The organism is Oleiphilus sp. HI0066 (assembly GCF_001635725.1).
On the sequence record NZ_LWFH01000504.1, the window covers coordinates 1 to 872 of the forward strand.

Consider the following 872-nt stretch of genomic DNA (forward strand, 5'->3'; position numbering starts at 1 on the left):
GACATAAATGTATTTTGAACCACCACTCCTCCAAGACCCTGATAATTGCCAGTGGTACTCTGTGACAACTCCTTTCACAACCTTGAGTTCGTCGTAGCTAGGGTATGGTTGAAACACAAATAACCCAGGAATACCCAGTAAAAGACATAAGGGTCCGAACCCTAACCATTCTTCTTTAATTTTCATTTAACTCGCTTTTTAAAATATAGTTACTCTAATTAAAGCCTAGTTTGATATTAACAAGATGCTTTTATTACCCATCAAGATCACAACGGCGCTTTCACGTAAAGTCCGGCATCTCCCTCCCTCTTGAAGCAGGCGTCGAGAATGAACTAACGCCAAGGTCCGCTTTTGTCTAACAGCGGAAGCAACCGCCGCTCAAATCTCGACGTCTGCAATCCTCTTTTAGCCAACGTACAGCACCAACTCATATAATATTGTTTTTGTTATTCTTTCTAAGTAAGGATTTTATAACTGAAGAACATCAATTATTTCCCTAATTTACTACATCGCCGAGACAAGATTTACAGCAAGAATTGATCTAGATAACGCATCGGATATATTGAACAGATGCTTATTACTTTTACCAAAATCAATAAACCACTACTCGTGTAAAACTTTTCGACAGTTTGAGAACTACGTTTTTTAGTGCTCTTAAACTATTGCTTTGTGGAATTTGTTGCCGGCATTTCCGTTTAGCTTATTCGTTAAAACAAGAAATAAAAACATGATCAAAAGTAGTACACTGCGCAACCAGACAAAACGGTAAACGAGGATAACGTGCAAGATATTTATATCATCCATGAAAATGAAGAGTGGGTCGTACCACTTCGCGCTGCATTTGCTGAGCGCGGTGTTGAAGCCAAAGAATG

At 39.0% G+C, this 872-nt stretch carries 1 protein-coding gene; it reads right to left on the bottom strand.

Translation table 11 applies throughout. From position 1 onward, the window contains the following. A partial coding sequence (locus A3738_RS31850; RefSeq protein ID WP_231876558.1) for a hypothetical protein occupies positions 1-186 on the bottom strand: 186 nt, incomplete at its 3' end. Positions 187-872 lie beyond the last annotated feature (686 nt).